21 protein-coding genes are annotated in these 17380 nt (G+C 73.3%); 13 read left to right on the forward strand and 8 right to left on the reverse strand.

Annotated elements, in window-relative coordinates:
• Positions 1-45 precede the first annotated feature (45 nt).
• Complete coding sequence (locus tag JYK04_RS02670; RefSeq protein WP_189743517.1) at positions 46-1002, forward strand: GlxA family transcriptional regulator; 957 nt, start codon at positions 46-48, stop codon at positions 1000-1002.
• A gap of 104 nt (positions 1003-1106) precedes the next feature.
• Positions 1107-2105, forward strand: coding sequence for a type I glyceraldehyde-3-phosphate dehydrogenase (gene gap, locus JYK04_RS02675; protein ID WP_189743518.1), 999 nt, complete (start codon positions 1107-1109; stop codon positions 2103-2105).
• A 145-nt stretch (positions 2106-2250) separates the two neighbouring features.
• On the opposite strand, the gene JYK04_RS02680 is transcribed toward gap, so the two are convergent.
• Positions 2251-3669: an MFS transporter gene (locus tag JYK04_RS02680; protein WP_229876500.1), complete on the reverse strand. Its 1419-nt coding sequence runs from the start codon at positions 3667-3669 to the stop codon at positions 2251-2253.
• 160 nt (positions 3670-3829) lie between these two features.
• Here JYK04_RS02680 and JYK04_RS02685 point away from each other — a divergent pair, with 160 nt between their 5' ends.
• Positions 3830-4720 (forward strand): helix-turn-helix transcriptional regulator, encoded by an 891-nt coding sequence (locus JYK04_RS02685; protein WP_189743522.1) that lies wholly within the window; start codon positions 3830-3832, stop codon positions 4718-4720.
• A gap of 79 nt (positions 4721-4799) precedes the next feature.
• Here JYK04_RS02685 and JYK04_RS02690 read toward each other — a convergent pair whose 3' ends face one another.
• Both JYK04_RS02690 and JYK04_RS02695 read right to left on the reverse strand, forming a co-directional pair.
• Complete coding sequence (locus JYK04_RS02690) at positions 4800-5429, reverse strand: class I SAM-dependent methyltransferase (RefSeq protein ID WP_189743524.1); 630 nt, start codon at positions 5427-5429, stop codon at positions 4800-4802.
• A 41-nt stretch (positions 5430-5470) separates the two neighbouring features.
• Positions 5471-5914 (reverse strand): MarR family winged helix-turn-helix transcriptional regulator, encoded by a 444-nt coding sequence (locus JYK04_RS02695; protein WP_189743526.1) that lies wholly within the window; start codon positions 5912-5914, stop codon positions 5471-5473.
• A gap of 102 nt (positions 5915-6016) precedes the next feature.
• Between JYK04_RS02695 and JYK04_RS02700 the strand changes: the two genes are divergently transcribed.
• Positions 6017-6409: a nuclear transport factor 2 family protein gene (locus tag JYK04_RS02700; RefSeq protein ID WP_189743528.1), complete on the forward strand. Its 393-nt coding sequence runs from the start codon at positions 6017-6019 to the stop codon at positions 6407-6409.
• A gap of 19 nt (positions 6410-6428) precedes the next feature.
• Here JYK04_RS02700 and JYK04_RS02705 read toward each other — a convergent pair whose 3' ends face one another.
• Both JYK04_RS02705 and JYK04_RS02710 read right to left on the reverse strand, forming a co-directional pair.
• Positions 6429-6818 (reverse strand): VOC family protein, encoded by a 390-nt coding sequence (locus JYK04_RS02705; RefSeq protein ID WP_189743530.1) that lies wholly within the window; start codon positions 6816-6818, stop codon positions 6429-6431.
• A 15-nt stretch (positions 6819-6833) separates the two neighbouring features.
• A complete protein-coding gene (locus JYK04_RS02710) occupies positions 6834-8030 on the reverse strand; it encodes an FUSC family protein (RefSeq protein ID WP_189743532.1) in 1197 nt (398 codons plus the stop codon).
• A 171-nt stretch (positions 8031-8201) separates the two neighbouring features.
• Between JYK04_RS02710 and JYK04_RS02715 the strand changes: the two genes are divergently transcribed.
• A complete protein-coding gene (locus tag JYK04_RS02715) occupies positions 8202-8387 on the forward strand; it encodes a hypothetical protein (RefSeq protein WP_189743534.1) in 186 nt (61 codons plus the stop codon).
• 42 nt (positions 8388-8429) lie between these two features.
• Here the strand turns inward: JYK04_RS02715 and JYK04_RS02720 are convergent, their stop codons facing one another.
• Positions 8430-8822, reverse strand: coding sequence for a hypothetical protein (locus JYK04_RS02720; protein WP_189743536.1), 393 nt, complete (start codon positions 8820-8822; stop codon positions 8430-8432).
• Positions 8823-9019: 197 nt separating this feature from the next.
• On the opposite strand from JYK04_RS02720, the gene JYK04_RS02725 reads away from it, so the two are divergent.
• Entirely contained in the window at positions 9020-9379 is a 360-nt protein-coding gene (locus JYK04_RS02725; protein WP_189743538.1) for a ribosome maturation factor RimM, read from the forward strand.
• Between the two features lie 117 nt (positions 9380-9496).
• Entirely contained in the window at positions 9497-10405 is a 909-nt protein-coding gene (locus JYK04_RS02730) for an oxygenase MpaB family protein (RefSeq protein WP_189743540.1), read from the forward strand.
• Here the strand turns inward: JYK04_RS02730 and JYK04_RS02735 are convergent.
• Positions 10384-10692, reverse strand: coding sequence for a hypothetical protein (locus tag JYK04_RS02735; protein ID WP_189743542.1), 309 nt, complete (start codon positions 10690-10692; stop codon positions 10384-10386). The two genes, JYK04_RS02730 and JYK04_RS02735, sit on opposite strands and share 22 nt — an antisense overlap.
• Before the next feature lie 140 nt (positions 10693-10832).
• On the opposite strand from JYK04_RS02735, the gene JYK04_RS02740 reads away from it, so the two are divergent.
• The 4 genes from JYK04_RS02740 (at position 10833) to JYK04_RS02755 (ending at position 14200) form a co-directional block, all read left to right on the forward strand.
• Positions 10833-11570, forward strand: a complete 738-nt coding sequence (locus tag JYK04_RS02740; RefSeq protein WP_189743544.1) for an ArsR/SmtB family transcription factor — start codon at positions 10833-10835, stop codon at positions 11568-11570.
• Between the two features lie 71 nt (positions 11571-11641).
• A complete protein-coding gene (locus tag JYK04_RS02745) occupies positions 11642-12583 on the forward strand; it encodes a DMT family transporter (protein WP_189743546.1) in 942 nt (313 codons plus the stop codon).
• 53 nt (positions 12584-12636) lie between these two features.
• A complete protein-coding gene (locus JYK04_RS02750) occupies positions 12637-13566 on the forward strand; it encodes a ketopantoate reductase family protein (protein WP_189743548.1) in 930 nt (309 codons plus the stop codon).
• Positions 13567-13687: 121 nt separating this feature from the next.
• Positions 13688-14200, forward strand: a complete 513-nt coding sequence (locus JYK04_RS02755) for a hypothetical protein (RefSeq protein ID WP_189743550.1) — start codon at positions 13688-13690, stop codon at positions 14198-14200.
• 34 nt (positions 14201-14234) lie between these two features.
• Here the strand turns inward: JYK04_RS02755 and JYK04_RS02760 are convergent, their stop codons facing one another.
• The gene (locus tag JYK04_RS02760) at positions 14235-14579 is read right to left on the reverse strand and encodes a peptidase inhibitor family I36 protein (protein ID WP_189743552.1); all 345 of its coding nucleotides are present in this window, start codon (positions 14577-14579) and stop codon (positions 14235-14237) included.
• Positions 14580-14817: 238 nt separating this feature from the next.
• Between JYK04_RS02760 and JYK04_RS02765 the strand changes: the two genes are divergently transcribed.
• Both JYK04_RS02765 and JYK04_RS02770 read left to right on the forward strand, forming a co-directional pair.
• On the forward strand, positions 14818-16050 hold the full coding sequence (locus JYK04_RS02765; protein WP_189743553.1) for an FAD-dependent oxidoreductase: 1233 nt from the start codon (positions 14818-14820) through the stop codon (positions 16048-16050).
• Positions 16051-16139: 89 nt separating this feature from the next.
• Positions 16140-17363: a cytochrome P450 family protein gene (locus JYK04_RS02770; protein ID WP_189743556.1), complete on the forward strand. Its 1224-nt coding sequence runs from the start codon at positions 16140-16142 to the stop codon at positions 17361-17363.
• Positions 17364-17380 lie beyond the last annotated feature (17 nt).

Consider the following 17380-nt stretch of genomic DNA (forward strand, 5'->3'; position numbering starts at 1 on the left):
GGGGAGGGCACGGTCCGCGCCCTCCCCCGCCGTACCCTGAATCCCGTGCCGCCCTCCCGCCTCCACCGTGTAGCCGTCCTCGTCCTCGAGGGCGCGAAGCCCCTCGACGTCGGAATCCCCGCGCAAGTGTTCACGACCCGCGCGAGCATGCCGTACGAGGTACGGGTCTGCGGCGCGGCTCCCGGCCTCGTCACCGGCGGCGACGGCCTGTCGTACCACGTCACCCACGGGCTCGACGCGCTCGCGTGGGCCGACATCGTCTTCGTCCCCGGCTACCGCTTCCCCGACCGCGAGGACCCGCCGCGGGCGGTCATCGACGCTCTGATCGCCGCCCACGGCCGAGGGGCGCGGCTCGCCGCCATCTCGACGGGCGCGTTCGCCCTCGCCGCCACCGGGCTGCTCGACGGCAAGCGCGCCACGACCCACTGGCACTACGCGCGGGCCCTCGCCGCGAAACATCCGCTCATCCGGCTCGACGAGAACGTCCTGTTCGTCGACGAGGGCAGCGTGCTCACCTCGGCCGGCGCCGCCTCGGGCATCGACCTGTGCCTGCACATCCTGCGCCGCGACCTCGGCGTGGCCGCCTCCAACCACGCGGCCCGGCGCCTGGTCGCGGCCCCCTACCGCAGCGGCGGCCAGGCGCAGTACGTGCCGCGCAGCGTGCCCGAACCGCTCGGCGAGCGCTTCGCCGCCACCCGCGAGTGGGCGCTGCACCAGCTGGGCGAACCGCTCACCCTGGAGGCGCTGGCGCAGCACGCGGGGGTCTCGCCCCGGACCTTCTCGCGGCGCTTCGCCGAAGACACCGGGTACACGCCGATGCAGTGGGTCATGCGGGCCCGGATCGACGTGGCACGTGAGCTGCTGGAGCGTTCGGAGCGCAGTGTCGAGCAGATCGCGGACGACGTCGGCCTCGGCACCGGCGCCAATCTGCGCCTGCACTTCCACCGCATCCTCGGCACCACCCCGACCGAGTACCGGCGCACCTTCACCCAGGGCGAGTAGCCCGGGACGACGCGTGGCGAGATCCTTACGAACCATGGCGATCTCGCCGCTGTCGCGGAGGGTGATCGGCGGCGAACCTGATGGCGAACGAAAGGGACATCGTCATGACTCGCATTGCCATCAACGGATTCGGCCGCATCGGACGCAACGTGCTGCGCGCGCTCCTCGAGCGCGACACCGACCTCGAGGTCGTGGCCGTCAACGACCTGACGGAGCCCGCCACCCTCGCGCGGCTGCTCGCGTACGACACGACGTCCGGCCGGCTCGGCCGCCCGGTGACCGTCGAGGGGAACGTACTCGTCGTCGACGGACACCGGATCACGGTGCTGGCCGAGCGCGAGCCTGAGCAGCTGCCCTGGGCCGAGCTCGAGGTCGACCTCGTGCTGGAGGCGACCGGCCGCTTCACCTCTGCCGAGGCCGCCCGCGGCCACCTCAAGGCCGGTGCCCGCAAGGTGCTCGTCAGCGCTCCGTCCGACGGCGCCGACGTCACCCTCGCGTACGGGGTGAACACCGACGCCTACGACCCGGCCCTGCACACGATCGTCTCGAACGCGTCCTGCACCACCAACGCGCTCGCCCCGCTGGCCGCCGTGCTCGACGAGCTCGCGGGCATCGAGCACGGGTTCATGACCACCGTGCACGCCTACACGCAGGAGCAGAACCTGCAGGACGGCCCGCACCGCGACCCCCGCCGTGCCCGCGCCGCCGGCGTCAACATCGTGCCGACGTCGACCGGTGCCGCGAAGGCGATCGGCCTCGTGCTGCCGCAGCTCGACGGCAAGCTGTCGGGCGACTCGATCCGCGTGCCGGTCCCGGTGGGCTCGATCGTCGAGCTCAACACCACCGTCGCCCGCGACGTGACGCGCGAGGAGATCCTCGAGGCCTACCGCGCCGCCGCGCAGGGGCCGCTGGCCGGGGTGCTGGAGTACTCCGACGACCCGCTCGTGTCCTCCGACATCACGGGCAACCCCGCCTCGTCGATCTTCGACTCGGAGCTCACCCGGGTCGACGGCCGCCACGTCAAGGTGGTCGCCTGGTACGACAACGAGTGGGGCTTCTCGAACCGTGTGATCGACACGCTCACGCTCCTCGCCGCGGGCTGACCCGACAGCGGTCCCCGGTGGGGGCGGGCCAGGCGCCCGCGTGCGGTAGGTCCAGGTCATCGATCCCGGTGGCCCGACCGGCCGCGCGCGGGCGCCTCGGCGTACCCGCCCGGCCGCGCCGGGGCTTCGTACTGCTGCGGCCCGCTCAGCGCATGCGCGGAAGGCGGAGGCTGAGCAGGACGGTCAGCGCGATCAGGCCGAGCTGGACGAGCAGGGTGGTGGACACGGCCGCGCGCAGGCCGGCCGTCGCGACCAGCTCGAGGAAGAGGCTGCCGAGCGTGGCGACCCCGAGCGCCACGGCGGACTGCTGGGCCGTGATCATGACGCCGCCGCCCACCCCGGCCCGGTCGGCGGGGACGTCCGACAGCATCAGGCGCATCAGGACCGGCAGTTGGAGGCCCTGGCCCAGTCCCGCGAGGGCCACACCCGGCGCGAGTACGGCCACGCCGAGGTCCGGCCAGCCGTGGCGGAGGGTGGCCAGCAGGAGGGCGATCCCGGCCGCTTGGACGACACCTCCGGCGGTGATGGTCCGGCTGCCGAAGCGGGAGACGAGGCGCGGCCCGGCCAGCGCGGCCCCGAAGAAGGCCACGGCCATCGGCACCAGTGCCATGCCCGCCGTCACCGGGCCCATGTCCAGGCCCTGTTGGAACGTCACGGCGAGGACGAACATGAAGCCGCTGAAGCCGACGGAGAACGGCAGCAGGAGCGCCAGGCCTCGCCGGAGCGACTCCAGCCTCAGCAGGCTCGGCGGCACCAGCGGGGTGTGGCCCTTCCGGTCGGCCCGGCGCTCGGTGACGTAGAACGCGGCGGCCGCGACGGGGAACACACCGAGCGAGACCCAGGTCCACAGCGGCCAGCCGGCGGCCCGCCCCTCGGTCAGCGGCAGCAGCAGCGAGACCAGCGACAGCGCGAGCAGCAGGGTGCCGGGCACGTCCACTGCCGCGGGCCGGCCCGCCCGGGTGTCGGGGACGGTGCGCACCGCGAGGACCAGCCCGAGGAGCACCACGGGTACGTTGACCAGGAACACCGCGCGCCAGCCGGTTCCGCCGATGTCCGCGGCGACCAGGACGCCGCCGAGGATCTGCCCCGCGACCATGGAGAGGCCTCCGGTGGCCCCGTACAGGCTCATGGCCCGGGCCCGGCGCGGGCCCTCGGTGGTGGCCTGGATGGTGGCGAGCACCTGCGGCAGCATGAGGGCGGAGGCCGCGCCCTGGGCGACGCGGGCGGCGACGAGGGTCCAGGCGTTCGGGGCGAGGCCGCAGGCGAGCGAGGTGACGCCGAAGGCGGCCATGCCGACGAGGAAGAGCCGGCGGCGGCCGAGGCTGTCGCCGACGCGCCCGCCGAGGACCAGCAGGACGGCGTACGCGACGCCGTAGCCGCCGACGACGAGTTCCAGGAGGGCGGGGCCCGCGGCGAGGTCGTGCTCGATGGACGGGAGCGCGACGTTGACTATGAAGAAGTCGATCAGGGGCAGGGCCGCGCCGAGGAGCACGGTGAACAGGCCGAGGCCGCCCAGCCGGGGCGCGGCGGGCGCGGTGGTGCTGTGCGCGGGATTGCCGTGCACGGGGTCGGTGCGTGCAGGGTTGCTGCGTACGGGATTGCTGCGTACAGGGATCTGGGTCACCTTCCGACGATCTCCCGGCTGTCGGACGGGTTCCAGAGTGTCGTTATCCGGGTACCAGGACCACCTGGCAACAGGATGGGCGGTGCGGCAGGCTGGGATCATGACCACTGTGGCCCCTGGAAGCGATGTTCGCCGGCACGAGCTGGCCGAGTTCCTGCGCACCCGCCGTGAGCGGATCACTCCCGAGCAGGTCGGGCTGGTGCGCGGGCCGCGCCGCCGGACCCCGGGGCTGCGCCGCGAGGAGGTCGCGCACCTGTCCTCGGTGGGCGTGACCTGGTACACGTGGCTGGAGCAGGCGCGCGACATCCAGGTGTCGGGGCAGGTGCTGGACGCGGTCGCGCGGGCACTGCTGCTCGACGTGAGCGAGAGGGAGCACCTGTTCTCGCTGGCCGGGAGCCTCGACCCGGTGCAGCCGGCGGTCTGTCCCAGCGTGACGCCGTCCGTGCGGGCCATCGTCGACCAGCTGGGCCACATCCCGGCGTGCGTCCAGAACAGCCGGTACGACATCGTCGCCTACAACGCCACCTACGGGCGCCTGCTCGGCGACCTGGACGGCAAGCGGCCGGAGGAGCGCAACTGCATGTGGCTCGCCTTCACCGACCCGGAGTGGCAGGCATCGGTGGTCGACCTGCCGAGCACGCACCGGATCATGGCGGCGCGGTTCCGGGCGGCGATGGCCGAGCACCTGGCGGAGCCCGCGTGGACGACGCTGCTGGCCCGGCTGGAGGGGGCGTCGGCGGAGTTCCGGGAGGTATGGGCCCGCCACGAGGTGGTCGGCGGGCAGGTCGCGAAGTCGAAGTACATCCGCAACGCGCACGTGGGCATGCTGTACCTGGAACACAACAACCTGTGGCTCGGACCGCGGACCGGCCCCAGGCTCGTGACGTACGTACCGCTGGACCAGGAGTCGCGCGAGCGCCTGGAGGAGCTGCAGCGGCTGACGCACCGCCATGCCGGTCCGGATGCGCGGATGGCGGCGGCCGCCGTCTGATGCCGCGGGGCCGGGCCGGTACCGGCCTTCTGGTGGCACCACGCGCCGAGGGGCGGCGGGCCGCTGCGCCGGGGCGCTGCTACGCGCGGCGCGCCAGCAGGTGGACGTCGAGGAAGCCCCGCTCGGAGGCCGGGTCGTGGAGCAGCCGGGCGAACGTCGCGAGCCCGGCTCCGGCCAGCAACCCGGCGAACCGGTCCACCGGCCAGCTGTAGGCGGGCGTCACCTTGTGGTCGAAGCGGACCGGCTCCGGTCCGTCGGTCCCGAAGAACGAGACCAGGAGCAGGCCCCCTCGCGCCAGGACGCGCGCCTGTTCGGCGAGCAGGGCGGGCAGTTCCCCGGGCGGCGTGTGGATCATCGAGTAGTGGGCGAGCACGCCGCCGAGCGCACGGTCCTCGACCGGCAGGGCCTCCATCCGCGCCTCGTCGAACCGCAGCGCCGGATGGGCCCGCCGGGCATGGTCGATCATGCCCGGGGAGAGGTCGAGGCCGAAGGCGTCCAGCCCGAGCTCGTTCAGCAGGGCCGTCAGATGCCCGGGCCCGCATCCGGCGTCGGCCGTCCGCAGGTTCCCCGTGCCGCGCACCAGCTCGGCGAAGGTGCCGACCATGGTCCGCGCGAACGGCTGCGTCTCCAGCCGATCGGCGAACATCGACGCGTAGAGCTCGACGACCCCGTCGTAGGCCGCCCTGGTCTCGTCCTGGTGTTCCACCACGGGCAGGACGATACTCCGGCCGGTGGCGGCCCGGACCGCCCCTAGGAGAAGGGGCCTTCGGCCGTGAAGCGGCGCAGGTGGCGGGCGAAGGTCTCGGCCTCGCCCGGGGGCCAGGAGGACAGGCTCGCGGTGATGTGGTCCGCCAGGCGCGCACGCAGCTCCGCGACGACGAGACGTCCCTCCTCGGTCAGGACGAGGAGGTGTGCGCGCCGGTCGGCGGGGTCCGGTTCACGGCGGACGAGGCCTGCGGCCTCCAGCCGGGAGGCGCGGCGGGTCACGCCGGAGCGGTCGACGCCCACGTCGTGGGCCAGTTCCGCCGCGCTGCGGGGGCCGGTCCGGGCCAGGGCGCTGAGCACGGGGTAGGTCACGTCGTCGACGGCCTCGCCCATGCCCTCCGTGAGCCGCTGGTGCAGGTGCGCGCGGGTCGTGCGCTTGAGCAGGACGCCCAGCGCGTCCGCGATCTCATTGCCGATCTCGTTGTCCACGACAGAAGAATAGCGTGCGTCGCGCACGCATCCCTGCTACGGTTACCGAAGTGCGTGCGCCGCGCACGCATTACGTCCCGCTCCACATCGAAAGGCAGTCCCATGACTCGCACCGGCATCACGGCCGCCCTCACCGACCTGCTCCTCAACCGCGACCTCACCGTTCAGGAGGCCGCCGACCGCCACTTCGCCCCCGAATACCGTCAGCGCACGGACGGTCGGTGGGCGGACCGGGCCGGCTTCATCGAGCACATCTCCCACCTGCGCACCGTCGTCGACCACGGCCGCGTCGAGGTCCACGAGGAGCTGTACGACGGCAGCCGGTACGCCGACCGGCACACCGTCCACGTCACGAAGACGGACGGTTCGACGGTGCGCACCGAGGTCTACCTGTTCGGCGAGTTCGCGCCCGACGGCCGCTTCAGCCGTATCGAGGAGACCACCTTGATGCTCGAAGGATCCGAGTCCGACCGCGACCTCGGCAGCGCCCGCTAGGACATGTCCCGGCCTCGGATCAGGGGCGGAAGCGCAGGGGGTGATCGGAGGGGACCTCCACCACGGCGATCCGCACGCCGTCGGGGTCGGCGATCCACATCTCGATCAGCCCCCAGGGCTCGCGCTCGGGAGGTCGCAGCACCTCCGCGCCCCGGCCGCGCAGTTCCTCGTACGCCGCCTGCACGTCCGCGACCTGGAGCCACAACCGCAGGCCCGGCGCGGGCGGCGGCTCCTCGGCGCGGCCGGACAGTTCGAGGAAGCCGCCGCCGAGGAAGTAGACCGTGCCGCGGTCGGGGCCGGTGCCGAACTCGCGGTGGACGGCGAGCCCGAGGGTGCCGCCGTAGAAGGCGCGCGAGCGCTCGGGGTCCGTGGGGCGCAGCAGAACCCTGCTGCCCAGTACGTGCACCATGGCGCCTGCCTTCCCTCACCCACGGTCCTGCCGCGGCCGCCTCAGCGACTTCCAGCGCCCGTGCCGCGAGCGCGTGTGCTGGTCGAGTTCCTCCAGCAGGCGCTGGGAGCGCTTGTCCACGCCCAGCTCGTCCAGGACCCGGTCGATCTCGGTGAGCAGCGCGCCCCTCAGCTGCCAGTGTGCCGGGTCCTCGCGGGCGGAGGCCAGCAGCAGGACCGCGAGCCGGTCACGGTGGGTCCGCGCGACGGCCAGCTCGCCGGTCAGACGGGCCTCCGCCTCTTCCGCGTTGGCGCTGACCTGCGCGGTGATCAGCTGGGCGAAGCTTTCCACCGCGATGGCCGTGTGGCGCAGCACCTCCCGCAGCGCGGTCGCGGTCGCGGGGTCGAAGAGCGGACCGTCGGGGCGGGCCCGGGCCAGGTCGGTCAGCGTCCGGCAGGCCACGCGGAGCACGACCGCGCAGATCTCCAGGGTGTCGAGGCCGGTGCGCAGCACCAGCCTGAAGAGCAGCCCCTCCTTGACCCGCGGGTTGAGCCGGAGGCTGTCCTCGGCCTGCCGGAGGGCGGCGTCGACCTGGGCGATGTCGTTGTCGAGGCGGCGTGCCTCGTGCAGCCGGGCCGCGGCCTGCTCGACCCGGGCCGGTCCGGAGGGCTCCTCGCCGAGGTGGTCGAGGAGCCGGCTCATCCGCCGGGCGAGGTCGGTGATCGCGTCGCCGGCCGGGCCGACCCACAGGGGCGGTGCCAGAAGCAGGTTGACCAGCAGGCCGACCACCGCGCCGATGACCGTTTCCAGGACCCGGTCCCAGGCGGTGTCCGCGACCTGGGTGACGCCGAGGACGAGCATGGCGCTGATCGCGACCTCGGGCACGAACTCGTCCACGCGCACCAGGTGGCCGACGACCAGGGAGGCGAGGATCAGCAGGCCGAGGCTCCACCAGGTCAGACCGACCAGGGCGCTGAAGCCGATCGCGATCAGCACGCCGACGACGACGGAGTTCACCCGGCGGATGCTGGTGGTGAGGGTGGAGTACAGGGTGACCTGGACGACGAGGAGCGCGGTCAGCGGGGCGGTCAGCGGGCTCGGCTCGCTGCTCAGGCGGAGCGCGACGACGTAGCTGATCACGGCGGCGGCGGTGGAACGCAGGGCCTGGACGGCGACCGGCTCACGGCGGCGGCGTGCGACACGGGTGGCGAGGCTGCTGATCGTTTCCGGCATGCGGGGCGCCTTCCCGCTGCTGGGCCGGATGACGCATGGCGTGGCCGTCCGGTCCCGATCGGCCGAGGATGGGCCGTACGAGGAGAGCGACCCGGCCGTTCGCGGGCAGGCTGTGAGCGTCCGGGGCGGTCCCGGTCGGTGAGTTCCACGAGCGCGAGGGAGAGAAAAGCCATGGAGGGTACGGAGGACAGGCGTGAGAAGTCGGGAAAGGGTCGTGCGGAACAGGCGCAGGAGCATCCCGGTCCGGACCCGGTGCACCCCGAGGCCAGCAAGCGGGTCGAGGGCAAGAGCCCGGAGGAACTGAGGCGGCGGCAGGAGCGCAAGTCGACCCGTACGGGCGACGACGACGCGGAGTAGTGGAGTAGCGGGGCGGGGTGGGGCGGGGGGCTGCGGCGAGGCCTACGGGCCCTCGTCGTAGGTCCCCGCCTCGATCTCCAGGGCTAGCTCCTGGAGGACCCCGATCGAGGAGATGTCCGTCCGCCCGCTGTCGTGCACCATCGCGAGGCTGGTGAACGCCAGGCTGAAGCCCGAGACCATGGTGTGCAGGGCCGGCCCGAGGGCCTCCGCCACCAGGGCCGCCACCTGCTGCGGGGAGGCGTCGGCCGGCACCCTGATCGACGGCAGCATCTCGTTCAGGAGAAGAGTGGCCACACCGGCCGTCGGCGGCGACCCGGTGCCGTCCTCCCCGGCCTCGCCGCTCCCGTCGCTCTCCCCGGCCTCGGCGGCCCGGCGGATGTCCTGGGCGTCGGTGAGGATGGCGATCACTCGCTTGAGTACCTCTGCGCGTTCCATCTGCGGAGCGTAGCCCCGAGCCCCGGACCGGCGCCGGAGTTCGCCCCCGCCAGGCGCTGCCCGGCCCTGCCCCAGCCCGGCCCCGGCCCTGCTCCGCCTCACGGGGCATCGGCCCCGATCGGGGGCGGATGCATGACCGCGGCCGAGCCGGGCAGGCGCGCCGTCACGACACGGATCGATGGAGGGAGCTGTCACTCATGTCCGAGAACGTCTGGGCCTACCGCGTCACCGTTGACCGCATCACGGATGTGGACCTGACCGGCTACAAGGTGGAGGCGGCCGACGGCAGCATCGGAAAGGTCGACAAGCACTCCGACGAGGCGGGATCGGCTTATCTGGTCGTGGACACCGGCCCGTGGGTCTTCGGCAGGGAGGTCCTCCTCCCCGCGGGCACCGTCACCGGTATCGATGTGGAGGAGAAGCGGATCCGCGTCGGCCTGACCAGGGAACAGGTCAAGGACGCGCCGGAGTTCATCCGGGACGAGCATCTGGAGAGCACCGACTACCGGCAGCTGCTGGGCGGTTACTACGGCATCATCCCGCCGCGCTGGCTGTGATCCACCGCCGGAGGACTTGCCTCTCGCGCGGGCGCCGGGCCGTACTCGCGGCCCGGCGCCCACGGGTGCGCCACGGTTGCGGACCCTCCCGGGCCGGGCCCGGCACATACTGGACACATGGCGAGGGCGACGACGGTCCAGCGGATCAGGCGGCAGGCCGGCGAGGCGGTCTTCCTGCGCGTCGCCGGGCCGGACGGGCCCCGGAACAGGGCACGGATCCACACGGCCCCCGGGCCCCGGTGGTTCGCACCGGACCGGCCGGTGCGAAGGGTCCACGGGGACGCGTCGATGTTCGTCGGCGGGCTGGCCGCCCTGCTGCTCCAGTCCCTGCACCCCCTCGCGATGGCTGCCGTGGCGGCGCACTCGGGGTACCGGGGTGACCCGTGGGGGCGGCTGCAGCGCACCAGTACCTTCCTGGCCGTCACCACCTTCGGTACGAGCTCCGACGCCGAGGCGGCGGTGGCCCGCGTACGCGAGGTGCACGCGCGCGTCCGGGGGCGGACGCCCGACGGCATCCCGTACCGGGCCGACGATCCGGAGCTGCTGACGTGGGTGCACGTCGCCGAGGCGGACTGTTTCCTGCGGGCCCACCAGCGGTACGGCAGACGGCCGTTGGACCCCGCGGGCTGCGACGCGTACCTCGCCGACACGGCGCGCGTGGCCCGCGCGCTGGGGGCGGACCGGCCGCCGGAGAGCGTGCAGGAGCTGGCTGCGCGGATGGCGCGGTACCGGCCCGGCCTGCGGCCGACGGCCGCCTCCCGGGACACGGCCCGGTTCCTGCTGACCGATCCCCCGCTGCCGGGGGCCGCCCGGCTGCCGTACGCGCTGCTGGCGGCGGCGGCCGTGGATCTGCTGCCGCCCTGGGCGAAGTCCGCCGAGGCGCCCGCGGCCGCCCGAATCCCACCCTTCGCCGCTCGCGCGGGCGGCCAGGCCGTGACCCGCGCGATCCGCTGGGCGCTGCCGCCGGCTCCCCCGCCGCCCCCGCCCGGCCGGGGGCGGGCCTCTCAGTACTCCTCGTCCGGGTAACCCCAACGGACCTGCGGCTCGGCTCCTGCCGCCACCGCGGCGACCGTCGCCGCGAAGACCCCCTCGAAGTGCGGTTGCCACAGGTAGAAGCGGGAGGTGCCGAGCGGGAAGTCGGAGTCCCCGGAGACGAAGTAGGAGCCGGCGTCGTCCACCGCCACCCCGATGGTGACCTGGTCGGCTATGTCCTCCTCGTACATCAGCTCCTGCAGGGCGCGGACGATCGCCCAGGCCTGCGGCTCGTCGGCGACGCCGGTGACGGTGAAAGCAAGATCGATGTTCACTGACATGCCGGAAGGATAGGCGGGGCCACTGACACCGCGGGCGGGTGGCGATCCCGGACGGCCGGGAGGTTCCGGGGCCGTGACAGGGGACCTCAGCCCCGACAGATCGTTCGTTGTTTACCGAAATCATGGGGCATCCTGGACGTATGAACGAAACGCATCCGGGGCCGACCTCCGCGGGCGGAGCGGCCCCTGCGGCCCTGCTGGCCGCCTTCGCCGCCGCCCTGGCCGACGAGACGCGGGCCGCGATCTGCATGACGCTGCTGGAGGGGCGCGCCTGGACCGCGGGCGAGCTGGCCCGGATCACCGCGGTGGCACCCTCCACCATCAGCGGCCATCTGACCCGGCTGCTCGACGCGGGCATCTGTGTGACCGAGCGGCAGGGCCGCCACAGCTACGTGCGCATCGCCGACGGCGCGACCGCCCGCCTGCTCGACGACCTCGCCTGCCACGCCATTCCGGACCGCGACGCGGCGCACGCCGTGCCCGTGGTCGCCGCGCCCGACCCGCTGGTCCGCGCCCGGACCTGCTACGACCACTTCGCCGGGCGGCTCGGCATGGCGGTGACCGACGCGATGGAGCGGCGCGGGCTGCTGCACACGCAGGACGCGTTCGAACTGACGGAGGCCGGCCGGGCCTGGTGCGCCGAAGCGGGCATCAGCCTGGCCGGCGAGGGGCGCAGGCCGCTGGCGAGCTCCTGCCTGGACTGGACCGAACGGCGCCGCCACCTGGGCGGCCTCGCCGGGGCGCGGCTGTGTGCGCGGGCCTTCGAGGAGGAGTGGGTGGTGCGCCCGGCGGGCGGCGGGCGGGCGCTGGAGGTGACCGGTGCCGGGGGGCGGGCCTTCGGCGATCTGCTGGGGCTCACACCGGAGGCGTGGAGCTGAGCCGCAGCCCCAGGCACGAAGGAAGCATTAATTCGGTCGACACCGAAATGTTGCAGCCGTAGGGTGGGCGCATGACGTTCCGCTCGAGTTCGATCCCGCCCGGCGTCCTCACGGTCGGCGCCGTCACCTTCACGGTGTTCGCCTGGGCCTCCGCCTTCGTCTCCATCCGCAGCGCGGGGGCCGCTTTCTCGCCCGGCGCCCTGGCTCTCGGCCGGCTGCTGGCCGCCTCGCTGGTACTCGTGGTGCTGCTCCTGATCAGCCGCCAGGGCCTGCCGCCCCGCGAGGCCTGGCGCGGGATCCTGGTGTCCGGCGTGGTGTGGTTCTGCGGCTACACGATCGTCCTGAACTGGGGTGAACGGCTGGTCGACGCGGGCACGGCGTCGCTGCTCGTGAACACCGGGCCCATCCTCATGGCGCTCCTCGCGGCCCGCCTCCTCGGCGAGGCGCTGCCCCCGCGGCTCCTGGTGGGCATGGCCGTCTCCTTCGCCGGGGCGGTGGTCGTGGGCCTGTCCATGTCGTCCGGGGACGGCGGCTCGACCTCGGTTCTCGGGGTCGTACTCTGCCTGCTCGCGGCGGTGGCCTACGCGTCCGGCGTCATCGCCCAGAAGCCCGCGCTCTCCTACGGCACTCCCCTGCAGGTCACCGCCTTCGCCTGCCTGACGGGAACGGTGGCCTGCCTGCCCTTCACCGGCCGGCTGATCGCGGAGCTGCCCCAGGCGCCGGTGTCCGCGACCTTGAACATGGTCTACCTGGGTGTGGTGCCGACCGCCCTCGCCTTCACCACGTGGACCTACGCCCTGGCGCGCATGCCCGCCGGCAAGCTGGGGGCGACCACGTACGCCGTCCCGGCCATCGTCGTGCTGCTGAGCTGGGCCCTCCTGGGTGAGGTGCCGGCCTGGCTGACCCTCCTCGGCGGGGCGCTCTGCCTGGCCGGTGTGGCCGTCTCCCGGTACGCGCCGCGCGCCTCGCGGACTCCCGCCGAGGACAGCCCGCTCGGTGCGGGCCGGACCTGACCACCTCTGTCATCTCCCCGCTCCCCTCCCCCTCCCTCGAAAGGCACCCCTTCATGAGGATCCTCACGGTCGGCGCCGGCGCCGTCGGCGGCTTCTTCGGCGCCCGGCTCGCCACGGCGGGCCAGGACGTCACCTTCCTGGTCCGACCGGGCCGCGCGAAGGCCCTGGAGGCCCGCGGCCTGCGCGTTGCGGGGCAGGGGGAGGAGCTCCGCCTCACGCCGAACCTGGTGACGGCCGGCGCCGTGGGCGGACCGTACGACCTGGTCCTGCTCTCGGTGAAGGCGACCGCCCTGGACACGGCCCTGGCGGACATCGAACCCGCCGTCGGCCCGGACACCGCCGTCGTCCCCCTGCTCAACGGGGTCGCCCACCTCCAGACGCTCGTCGCTCGCCTGGGGGCCGGAGTGGTCCTGGGCGGCGTCGCGAAGGTGGTCACCACCTTGAGCGACGACGGGGACATCCTCCGCATGGCTCCGCCCGCGGTCGTCCTGACCGGCGAGCTCGACGCACGCCCGTCGGCCCGGGTGGACGCGATCCGCGGCGTGCTGGCCGAGGCCGGCATCGACTCGCCGGCGACCGAGGACATCGTCGCGGCCATGTGGCACAAGTGGGTCTTCATCTCCACCCTCGTCGCCCTGACCTGCCTGATGCGGGGCACGGTCGGAGAGGTGAACGCCGTTCCGGGCGGGGCGGACCTGGCCGCGGCGCTGATCTCCGAAACGGCGGCGGTGGCGGAGGCCGCGGGCCACCCGGTGACCGGGGCGGAGCTCGCCTTCACCACGTCGACCGTCACGAGCCCCAGCTCCCCGCTCACCCCGTCCCTGTACCGCGACCTCGTCGCCGGAGCACCGACGGAGGCCGACCACGTCCTGACCGACCTCACGCTCCGAGCCCGCGCGCTGGGCGTGGCCACTCCCCTGCTGGACCTCGCCGCCCTCCAGCTGCGCGTGCACGAGCACCGGCTCGCCGCGGAACGCCCCTGAGGGCCCGCTCGTACCCGGCGCGACCGCCGTACGCACTCACCCGGATGCCCCGCCCGTTGGGCATCCGGGCAGCCGGGCCGTTGACTGGGAGGTCCGGAGGTCCGGAAACACCGGTGGAGGCATGGTGGCGAGGGTCGCGTGGTCGCGTGGTGCTGCAGGTGCGGTGGTGCTGTCGGTGGTGGCGCTCGGCGCCGCGGGCTGTTCGGACGGTGAGGGCACCCCGTCCGGCGCCGTGTCGAGCGCCGCGTCGGCTGTGAAGTCCGCCGGCGAGGCGCTCTCGTCGGCCGCTGCCGAGGCCTCGAAGGCCGCCGAATCGGCGGCTGCCGTAGCGAAGGACAAGCTCGCCGAGGTGAAGGACGGGGTCGGTGCCAAGGACGAGGTGTCCCTGGGCACCGTGACCACCGACGGCGACGGATACACGACGGTCCCCGTGACCGCGCGGAACACCGACGACGCGACGAAGTCGTTCGCCGTGCAGGTCGAGTTCAAGGACGAGAGCGGCAATCTCGTCGACACCGTGGTCGTGACGATCAAGGACGTCGCCGGGAAGGGCACGGGGCAGGGAACGGCCCGCAGTACGCACAAACTGTCGGGCACGGTCTCGGCGCAGACCGGTTCGGCCCTGCGCTACTGAGCCCGGGCCGCACCCTGCTCCGCGCCATCCGGGGTCAGCAGTTGTCGCCCACCCCGTCGATCTTCGAGCCGAAGCGGCCGCTGTAGTTGCTCGCGTAGTCGCCGCTGCGGACCGGTCGGCACTCCTTGCCGGTCGCCCAGTCGATGAAGGCCCCGCTCCTGTTGGCCCGGAACGACCCCACATGGTTCACGAACCTGCTGGGGAGGTCCACATAGCCGCCGCGCCAGACGTAGAGATCCCCGGTCCCGTCCTGGTACCGCCACAGACAGATCGCGTTGGCGGGGCACGCGGGCAGGGCCTGAGCGGGTGGGATGGAAGTGAGTGAGACCAGCGCCACCGCGCCGGCGACCAACAGGGTGCGTAAGTGACGTGTCCTCATGCGGATCCTCCCCTTCGTCCCGTTCTCCTCCCATCGTCCTCGCCCGCACGCCGACGCAGCCGGCAACACCCCGATCCTCCCCGCCTCTTCACCACATCTCCCCGAGCGGCTTCGTGCGCGCCCGGCCCACGCCGCCTCATGGGACCCGGATGGCTCCTCGCCGTTACCGCCGGCGGCGGCCTGGGTGCGGTATACGTCCTCTGGGGGTGCCTCGATGCCGGCGAAGGGAGTGGGTTGCGTGGAGCGGACCACCTGCTGCGTGGTGGGCGGAGGGCCCGCCGGGATGGTGCTGGCGCTGTTGCTGGCCCGGGCCGGGGTGGAGGTGACCGTGCTGGAGAAGCACGGTGACTTCCTGCGCGACTTCCGCGGTGACACCGTGCACCCGTCCACCCTGTCGCTGCTGGACGACATCGGTCTGGCGGAACGCTTCGCCCGGCTGCCGCAGCGGCGCGTCAGCTCGGTGCAGCTGCCCATCGCGCCCGACCGGTCCCTCGTCACGGTCGGGGACATCGGAGCGCTGCGGGGGAAGTACAACTACATCGCGATGGTGCCGCAGTGGGACCTGCTCGACCTGCTCGCCGACGAAGCACGCCGGGAGCCCTCCTTCCGCCTGCGCATGAACACCGAGGCGACCTCCTTCCTGATCGAGCGCGGAAGGGTCACGGGCGTGCGGTACCGGACCTCGGACGGCGGCACCGGTGAGCTCAGGGCCTCGCTGACCGTGGCCTGCGACGGACGCGGCTCGCTGGCCAGAGCGCTGCCCGAGCTGGGGCTGGAGGAGTTCCCGTGCCCCATGGACGCCTGGTGGTTCCGGGTGCCGCGCCGCGAGGAGGACCCCAGCGGGCTCGTCGGCGGCCTCGGGGACAGGCTGTTCGTCGCCCTCATCGACCGCGGCGACTACTGGCAGTGCGCGGCGCTCATCCCCAAGGGGTCCGACGCCGGGCGCCGCGCCGAGGGCCTGGGGGCGTTCATGGCGCAGTTCGCGGAGGCGGTCCCCTGGCTGGCCGACCGGGCCGGTGCCGTCACCTCCTGGGACGAGGTCAAACTGCTCGACGTACGGCTCGACCGGCTGCGCCGCTGGCACCGCCCGGGGCTGTTGTGCATCGGCGACTCCGCCCATGCCATGTCGCCGGTGTTCGGCATCGGCATCAACCTCGCCGTGCAGGACGCGGTGGCCGCGGCCCGTCACCTGGTGGGCCCGTTGCGCGAGGGCACCGTAGGGCTGCGGGACGTACGCCGCGTACAGTGCCGGCGTCTGCCCACCACCGTGGCCACCCAGGGGCTCCAGCGCCTCGCGCACGCCAAGGTCGTCGGGCCGCTGCTGGCCGGCCGTGCCGCGTTCGGAAATCCCCGGCGGGCGAAGCGGCTGACCGAGCTCCTGACCGACTCGCGCCGGCTGAACCGGCTGCCGGCCTACTTCCTCGCCTACGGGGCCCTGCGCGAGCGGCCCCCGCGGGAATCCCTCCGCTGACCCCGCCGGAGGCCGAAAAGTGACGTATCGGGATGGTCAGGCGGATAACCTCGCTCCCACAGCGAGGACGACACGCTCCGGGAGGCCTCATGAGTGAGCAGCAGCCGACCCTTCTGCCCTACGCCGACCCCGCCTTCGTCGCGGATCCGTTCCCCCTGTACCGGCAGTTGCGCGAGGACGGCCCCGTGCGCCGCGTCGTCGTCGCGGGCGGCCTGGACGCCTGGCTCGTCACCCGCTACGAGGACGGACTCGCGGCCCTGTCCGACTCCCGCCTCAGCAGCGACGTACGCGATGCCTCGGACAGCCGGATCCCGCGGCAACTGCCCGAAACGGAACGCGATTCGATGCTGAGCAACATGCTCCGCACCGACCCGCCCGACCACACCCGCCTGCGCCGCCTGGTGTCCCAGGCGTTCACCGCCCGCCGTGTGGCGGGGATGCGGCCACGGATCCAGGCCATCACCGACGGCCTGCTGGACGCGGTCGTCCCGGTCGGCCGCGCCGACCTGGTGGCGGACTTCGCGCTTCCGCTCCCGGTCACGGTGATCAGCGAACTGCTCGGGGTCCCGGTGGACGAGCGCCGCGACTTCCAGCAATGGACCGACCGGATGCTCAGGCGGGGCGTGGAGCCGCCCGATCCCGCCGTCGTGAACGAGGCGTGGCAGCACATGCGCGCCTACCTGACCGGGCTCATCCACGCCAAACGGTCGCACCCCGGCGACGACCTGCTCAGCGGCCTCGTCGCCGCCCGCGATGCGCAACAGCGGCTGAGCGAGGACGAGTTGATCGCCATGGTGTTCCTGCTGCTGGTCGCGGGCTACATCACCACGGTCAACCTGATCGGCACGGGCATCGCCACGCTGCTGGCCCACCCGGACCAGCTCGACCTGCTGCGCTGCGACCCCGAGCTGCTGCCGGGCGCGGTCGAGGAGTTCCTCCGCTACGACGGCCCGGTCAGCCCCGGCATCGCGCGGTTCGCGCGCGAAGACGTCGAGATCGCCGGGGTGGCCGTCCCGCGCGGCGCGACCGTCCTGATCGGCTCGGCCGTCGCCGACCGCGACCCGGAGCGGTTCCCCGACCCCGACCGCCTCGACATCACCCGCAAGGACAACGCCCACCTCGCGTTCGGGCACGGCATCCACTACTGCCTGGGGGCTCCGCTGGCGCGGCTGGAGGGGCAGATCGCCATCGGCACGGTCCTGCGCCGGCTCCCCGGGCTCGCCCTCGCCGCGGACCCGGACGGGATCCGGCGGCGTCCCGGCGGACTGCGCGGCCCCGAGAGCCTGCCGGTGACCTTCACCCCGGGCGGCTGAGGCCGGCGCCGCCTCGC

This window comes from Streptomyces nojiriensis, from assembly GCF_017639205.1.
GTDB classification, from domain to species: domain Bacteria; phylum Actinomycetota; class Actinomycetes; order Streptomycetales; family Streptomycetaceae; genus Streptomyces; species Streptomyces nojiriensis.